Raw genomic sequence first — 7,298 nt, 5'->3', positions numbered from 1 at the left:
GGCAATCATGGCCCGCTTATAGAGTGCCGCGCAGGCGCTGGGGACAAGAATCTCTTCAACATCACCCAGCGGTAACGTCGACCAGCGACGATTGCGGTATTTGCCCCGCGCCATACCGTCGCGGCAGATACCCATGCCGATAGAATCCAGCAGGTCAGGTTCATCAAAAGAACAGATTCGGGAAGCAACCATCCCGACCTGTGGGTGGTTGTCGGCAACGGCAACCAGCTGTTCCAGCCAGTCCGGCGCGACCCTGGTATCGTTGTTCAAGGTGACGATATAGTCACCACCAGCCTGCTCAAAACCACGATTGTTGCCGGTAGCAAAACCGGTATTTTCTGCAAGACAGACCAGTTTGACCCAGGGGTATTTGTCACTAACGAAGGCAATGGATCCGTCCACCGAGCCATTATCAACCAAAATCACTTCAACATCACGAAAAGTCTGGTTCTGCAAACTGTCGAGGCAGCCCTCCAGATGGTTCAGGCCGTTCCAGTTAACAATAATGACCGAAACCTTAACGCTCATTTCAGTCATGATTTCGCTCGGCAATATCCATCAGTACTGATTCAAGATGTTCACCGATCTGATCCCAGCTGTATTGTTCTACCACCTTTGCCCTTGCTTTTTGCCCCATTGCGCACCTGGTTTCGGGATGATTCGAAAGAAATTCAATTTTAGACTGCAGATCATCCACATCGCCGACCTGCACAACTAATCCGTCGATACCGTCATCAACAAGCTGCGAGGGGCCGGGAAGTGCTGACACAATCGCAGGCACCCCGGTGGCCATGGCTTCCAGAACCACCAGCCCGAAGGATTCGGAATAGGTAGACGGCAGCACCAGAAAATCCCCGAGGCGATAATGATCAGGCAATTCGCCTGCCGGCGATTGCGGCCCGGCAAATATCACTTTATCTTCGATCCCCAGTTCAGCGACCTGTGAGCGGATGGCCTGTTCCTCATAGCCACCGCCGACAATCAGCAGCATAATACGAGGGTCGTCAATTTGGGCTATTGCCTTGACCAGCAAATGCACCCCTTTGAAAGGCTGCAGGTTCCCGACAAACAAAACAACCACCTTATCCTGCAATTGATATTGTTCAACCAAGCGCGGGTCTCTGGTCCCCGGTTTAAAACGTTCGACATCGACACCATTCGGCAGATCAACCACGTTGGACCAGTTCACCCGTTTGCCGAATCTGGAACTTGCCAGATGCGCTTTGGTCAGAGCTCCGATGCGGGAAGCGCCCTTGATGATCAATGGTGCAAGAAAGGCTTCATAGCTTTTCAAAATGGCTTTTTTAATAAAAGAGTCGCCCTCAACATCCATGTGATAGGTCAACAAATATTTCTTTTTGTGCAGCAGGCCGGCCAGCCAGACATATTCTGCGCCACCAAAAAAGGGATAATGCAGATGCACAACATCAAAGTTTTTCAACCGCTGCACAAGTTGCGGAACAACCCCGGCATCGCCCGGACGAACCAATGTCTTGAGCCTGTCGACCTGAAATGGAAACACCCCATCGTCGTAGTCCGGGCGACCATGATCAAGGGTAAAAACCGTCACTTCATGCCCGCGCTTTGTCAGTTCGAGGGCATTATGGTAACAAACGTAACCCATCCCGCCATGATGCGGGGGAAATGTTGCGACCAGTTCAGCGATTTTCACGGTAGATAGTTCCAGGAATACAAGAAAAATTGACCCACACAACAACTCTTTTTTTCTTTATGATTATTGACAATAAATACAATCAATATTAATTGACTGTTCTATGACCATATTTTCCAATTAAAAAATGTGACAGGCCGGCACAATACCCTTTCAGTGGATTAAAGTTTCCTTTGGTCATGAATTTTACTACTGAAATAGCGGTATAAAATGCAAATAAAGGAACAAGCATCAAATCCCTATTAACCAGAAATCTAAACCCATTACGGGTAGAGTAATAATACAATGAAAAACTTCCTTGGCCCGTCGTAGAAGAAACTTTATGCCAAACTCTGGAAGTTGGTACATACAAAATTTTATATTTACAATCACTTGCCCTGGCACACCATTCGGTATCTTCCCAATACAAGAAATAGCTCTCGTCCATCAAACCTATTTCGCTAAGGGCCGAAGTGCGGACCAACATACTACAACCATTAATGGATCCGAGGTTTGTGGCATTTTCGAATTGATCCCGGTCAAGCTGATTAGCCCCGCGCTGTCGAATCTTCAGCTTCCCTTTCTCCCAAAAGCCTCCTGCAGACCAAATCCGTTTGGGCTCGTCATAATAATAAATTTTTGATCCGGCAAACCCTACAGACTTATCATTCTCCATAGCATTAACCAACGAACCCAGGGCATCTATGTCTACTTCGGTGTCGTTATTAAGCAGCCAGACATAAGCTGCGCCCCTATCAAGCGCATGGCGAATACCGACGTTATTTCCACCGGCAAAACCAAGATTGGCCCCGGATTGAATGATCTCAACATCCTTCAATCGGCGTCGAAGTATTTCCTCGGAACCGTCGCTCGACGCATTGTCTATTACAAGAATGTGGAAGTTTGGCCACGACAAATGTCGACAAGAATCCACGCAGGCCAAAGTGTCCTGCCAACCGTTCCAATTTAAAATTACGATGTAAACCAAAGGGAAGTCGGTCAAAACTTAACACCTTATTTTGGGATCATTTTTTCTATGATCTCATGCAATCGATGATTGAAATGAAATTGCTTCCAACAGACGGCTCTGCCCAGACCTTTTTTACTCAACTCGGCACACAACTCATCATCCCCCCACAATCGACGCATACAGTCCGCCATCTGTTCAACAGAATCCTGATGAAACACCAAAGCCGCATCACCAACTCGATCCGGCATACAGGTGATTTCCGCAATCGCGATAGGGCAACCCAGCGCCATGGCCTCTAAAGGGGGAATATTGGTCGGTCCAAAGCAACTGGCATAGACCAGCCCCCGGGCGCGACGATAAAACTCGGGCATATCGGCGTCGGGAACGTAGCCGGGCAAAATTACATCATCCTGCAATCCGAGCTCCTCAATCAATTGTTTGACTGAATCCCAGGCGTTTTTTTGCGAACCGACAAAAACAAACTTCAGATCCGGCAACTCCGGTTTCAGCAATGCCATGGCACGCAGCAGATTTTTGTGATTTTTATGCTCCCAGAACTGTGCCGGATAAAAGAAAAACTTTTCCGGCAACTGATACCGCTCATCAAACCCCGCCGGTGTCTGCGCCTCTTGAATATAGCGCGGCACCACCATCGGCATGACATGCAGACGTTCGTCGGGTACCTGGTAGGTTTCCTTCACCTGCTGCTTATCGATCTCGGAAAGTACGATGATCCCTTCAGCCCAGCGACAGATATTGGCGTAGGTGGGAATCCGGTACAGCAGTTCCCAACGTGAGGCGGCCTCGGGAAAATTGCGCCCGTCATAACGATGAACCACATCAAGGATCGTCACCAGGGCCGGCACCGGCACCTGAAAACTGCGGGCGTCCTGCGCTGGAAAAATCCACAGATCACATTGCTGCCGCAACATGGTTCTGGCCATGGGGAAGAACAGCGGACAGAGCTTACGCCACAACCCCATGGGCAAGCGCAACTGCAGCCAGGCCAGCCCCACAGCGCGCGCCCAGAATCCTTTAGGTATCGGCACAATCTCCAGGTCAGGATAGTGTGCCAGGTAGTCCAGCCACTGCTCCGACGCATAGCCGACAATAACCCTGAACCGATCCCGCGGCAACGCCGCCACTGCATCGAGCATGGTCTGACAATACTGGAAAGTCCCGCCGAAATGGGGCGGTGTTTCGAGGAACAGACCGATTTTTTTCATGCTGTCCGCTTTCGTGCAACAACAGTGACATTCCAGTCGTCCGGCTCAAGGCTGTCTTTGAGAAAACCGCTGCGGTGAATCAGGTCGAAACCGGCAAGTTCCAGGTAACTTTCAATTTCGCGAAAAAAGAAATAACGCACAAGGTGCCGTTCGGTAAACTCATGACGTGTGGTACCGGAATCGAGGTACTCAAAATGAAAGTTCACTTCCGCAATCTGGTTGATCAGGTCGAGGCTGGTCGTCGAGGTTCTGACCACCTCCAGGTGCCCTCGTTTTTTGCGCAGCTCGCGCCGCGGCGAATAGTCTTTGACGACGGCGTTACCGTTCCAGTAGTCAAAAACAAACAGCCCCCCCGGTTCCAGCAGCCCGTTAATATTGTTCAGGGCCGTCAGCAGATCCTCATGGGTCGTTAAGTAGCAGATCGCCGAAAACATGGAAATGACCGCATCGTACTTTTTTGCAATCCGGTCGGCATTCTGAAAAGAACAATTATAAAATACCGCCGCACTGTCGTGTTCAACGGCTGCCGCCCGCGCCCGCTGAATCATTGCAGCCGAGATATCGCTCCCCTCCATCCGATAACCCATGGCCTCCAGTTCGAAACAATGGCGACCCGTACCGCAGGCCAGATCAAGCACCCGGCCGACGGGCGTAGCGGGATCGGCAAAACGCTTGAGGAGGCCGGCAACAAAAGCGGCTTCCTCACGATAGGGTTTATCTTCGTAAAGCAGGTCGTAAACTGCTGAATAGTCAGCAAATATGTCCGTCATGATTGCTAATTCCAATTCCTGGCAACGTCATCCAGTATTTTTCATTTCTACATAATAGATCTCATCCGTCTTTATCAGACCTTATCTGCGTTCAACAAAGGGTTTCAACAGCCTTTCCTCGAACACAGATAAAGGCGGATAGCCGCAGATAAAAAAACATAAACCCCACATTCCTAGCATGCTGTGATGGCCAACAGCAGCCGTTCGGCGATGTAGGCGATATCCTGTTTGTCCAGTACCGGCCCAGACGGCAGATAGAAGGCTCGATAAGCCACGTGATTGGCCTGCGGACAGGCATCCCTGCGAATATGTTCTGCAAGGGGCAGGTGTTCCTGAAGATTGTAAGGGATAAAGGTTTCACGGGTTTCAATGCCCTCGGCAGCCAGCCGGGCCATAATCGCCGGACGGGCGTCAGCGGCCTTGCCTTTGAGGATAATGTGATACATCCAGAAAACATTGCGGGCGTAATCTTTTTCGACCGGCAACTGCACTTCGGCATAACCCGACAACAAATCGGTATAATCAGCCGCCACTCGGCGCTTCAGGGCGAGAATGTCATCGATCTTTTCCAGTTGCGCACAACCGATCGCCGCCTGCAGATTGGGCATGCGGTAGTTGTAACCGATCCCGCCGTGCATGAACTTGTTATCCGTACCGAAAGCCAGGGATTTCAGCGACCGCATTTTTTCGGCCAATGCGGCGTCATCGGTGGTGCACATCCCCCCTTCGCCGGTAGTGATCACCTTATTGGCATAAAAGCTGAAACATCCGATGGTACCCAGGCTGCCGACCTTGCGCCCCCGGTATTCAGCCCCGTGGGCCTGGGCGCAATCTTCAATCACCGCCAGGCCGTGGCGCTTTGCAACCGCAAGAATCGGATCCATATCGGCCGGGTGACCGAACAGATGAACCACCAGAATGGCCCTGGTACGTGGAGTGATCAGCGCTTCGAGCAGAGCCGGATCGAGGTTCAGGGTGTCGGCTTCGATATCGACCGGAATCGGGACGGCTCCGAGGTAATGGACAGCGAAAAAGCTCGCCATGTTGGTCATGGTCGCGACCAGCACCTCATCCCCCGGCTTGATGCCGACCGCCGCCAGAGCCACATGCAAAGCGGCGGTTCCGCTCGACACGGACACTCCGTGGACAGTGCCGCAGTAGTCGGCAAAATTTCGTTCAAAGCGTCCGAGGTAGTCGCCGAAAAAGCCGGAAATAGCACCGGCGTCCAGGGCATCAAGCACGTAGCTGCGTTCCTGCTCTCCCAGAATCGGCTGCGCGACAGGGATTTTTTTCATACCGCCTCGTTGCCGGACTCTGTGACCAGGGGCACATCCAGCCGATAGGTATCAGTTTCGTACTGGGTTCCGGCACGCGGTCCCTTACAGAAGGCCAGCAGCACCGAATCTTCCAGCGCTTCAAAAGCATGACTCTCCAGCGGCGGCGACGCGATCAGATCCCCCTTGACGACCAGACTCTGCTCGACCGGACCGCCCGGTACCTGAGCATAATAGCGGCAGCTGCCCTCAAGGATGTAGGTGTACTGCGTGGTTTCCTTGTGAAAGTGGTTGCCGCGCACCGCGCCCTTGACCGAGGTGATCAGGGTCAGGGAATCAAAGGGAACGCTTTCAACGATATCGGTGATGGCCCCTCTGGCATCGGCGAAGGCCGGTTGTCTGTTTTCCAGTTTCATAAATGGAATCCTTATAAAATTTCCGTAGGGGCGCATTGCATGCGCCCAAGCAGTTTCAAACGATTCGCGGTTCGGGAATCGGGATGATAAATTTACCGCCGCGCCGCCGGTATTCGGACAGATTGGCCATAATCTCCTCGGCAAAGTTCCAGGCCAGCAACAGGGCGTAATCGGGCATCTGCTCAATCAGGGCGTCATCGGAATAGACCGGAATATGCATCCCCGGCGTAAAACGCCCGATCTTCAGGGTCGATTTTTCGGTGACGAAGTCCAGGGTCTCGGTTCCCAGGCGGCAATAGTTGAGCAGCGTCATCCCCTTGGCCGGAGCGCTGACAGCAGCCAGTTTTTTCCCTTCATGTTTCAGCTTGTGCAGCATCCCGGTCAGGGTCTGCCGGTTGTTTTCAACGGCAAGCGCGAACCGCTTGAGAACATCGAGTCGGTAAATCCCCTTCTCTTCCTCCCGTGCGATCATGGTCGCGATCGCCGGGGATACCGGATGGCGACCCCGCCGCGCCACATAAACCCGGAACGATCCACCATGGATATCGCGCTCTTCAATGTGGAAGATCTCCATAGCGAATTTGTCGAAGAAAGGGACCAGGGGCTTTACTGACAGATAGGAAAGGTGCTCGTGATAGATGGTGTCGTACTCAAGGTGGTCGATCAGATTGACGAAGTAGGGAGCCTCGAAAACAAAGACCCCGCGGTCATTAAGCAAAGTGTCGACGGCCCGCATAAAGGCATGCAGATCGTTGACGTGGGCGAACACGTTGGTGCCGGTAATCACCGTCGCCTGACCATGACTTGCCTTGATCTGTCCGGCAACCTCCTCGCCGAAAAATTCGTTGAGTGTTTCGATGCCGCGTTTTTCGGCAATCCGCACGATATTGCTGGCCGGGTCGACCCCGAGAATCCGGGTACCGTTATCCCGAAAAGCCCCGAGCAGCACGCCGACATTACTGCCGATATCGACCACCAGATCCTCACCGCC

At 52.3% G+C, this 7,298-nt stretch carries 8 protein-coding genes; all 8 read right to left on the bottom strand.

From position 1 onward, the window contains the following. On the bottom strand, positions 1-537 hold a 537-nt coding region (locus tag AC6F7T_RS01025), incomplete at its 3' end, for a glycosyltransferase (protein ID WP_500716095.1). Then, on the bottom strand, positions 530-1,672 hold the full coding sequence (locus AC6F7T_RS01020) for a glycosyltransferase (RefSeq protein ID WP_500716094.1): 1,143 nt from the start codon (positions 1,670-1,672) through the stop codon (positions 530-532). The genes AC6F7T_RS01020 and AC6F7T_RS01025, both read right to left, overlap by 8 nt. Positions 1,673-1,760: 88 nt before the next feature. After that, entirely contained in the window at positions 1,761-2,654 is an 894-nt protein-coding gene (locus AC6F7T_RS01015; RefSeq protein WP_500716093.1) for a glycosyltransferase, read from the bottom strand. An 11-nt stretch (positions 2,655-2,665) separates the two neighbouring features. After that, positions 2,666-3,847, bottom strand: coding sequence for a glycosyltransferase (locus AC6F7T_RS01010; protein WP_500716092.1), 1,182 nt, complete (start codon positions 3,845-3,847; stop codon positions 2,666-2,668). After that, positions 3,844-4,617 carry a methyltransferase domain-containing protein gene (locus tag AC6F7T_RS01005; RefSeq protein ID WP_500716091.1) on the bottom strand — a complete coding sequence of 258 codons (774 nt, stop codon included), beginning with the start codon at positions 4,615-4,617 and terminating at the stop codon, positions 3,844-3,846. Before AC6F7T_RS01005 ends, AC6F7T_RS01010 begins: the two co-directional genes overlap by 4 nt. 173 nt (positions 4,618-4,790) lie before the next feature. Beyond that, the gene (locus AC6F7T_RS01000; RefSeq protein WP_500716090.1) at positions 4,791-5,912 is read right to left on the bottom strand and encodes a DegT/DnrJ/EryC1/StrS family aminotransferase; all 1,122 of its coding nucleotides are present in this window, start codon (positions 5,910-5,912) and stop codon (positions 4,791-4,793) included. Then, a complete protein-coding gene (locus AC6F7T_RS00995; RefSeq protein WP_500716089.1) occupies positions 5,909-6,307 on the bottom strand; it encodes a cupin domain-containing protein in 399 nt (132 codons plus the stop codon). Before AC6F7T_RS00995 ends, AC6F7T_RS01000 begins: the two co-directional genes overlap by 4 nt. Before the next feature lie 55 nt (positions 6,308-6,362). Continuing rightward, positions 6,363-7,298, bottom strand: a 936-nt coding sequence (locus tag AC6F7T_RS00990; protein WP_500716088.1) for a methyltransferase domain-containing protein, incomplete at its 5' end; no start/stop codon positions are given.

The sequence above is a fragment of the Pelovirga sp. genome (genome assembly GCF_059864205.1).
This window is presented reverse-complemented; position numbering and strand designations above follow the sequence as displayed.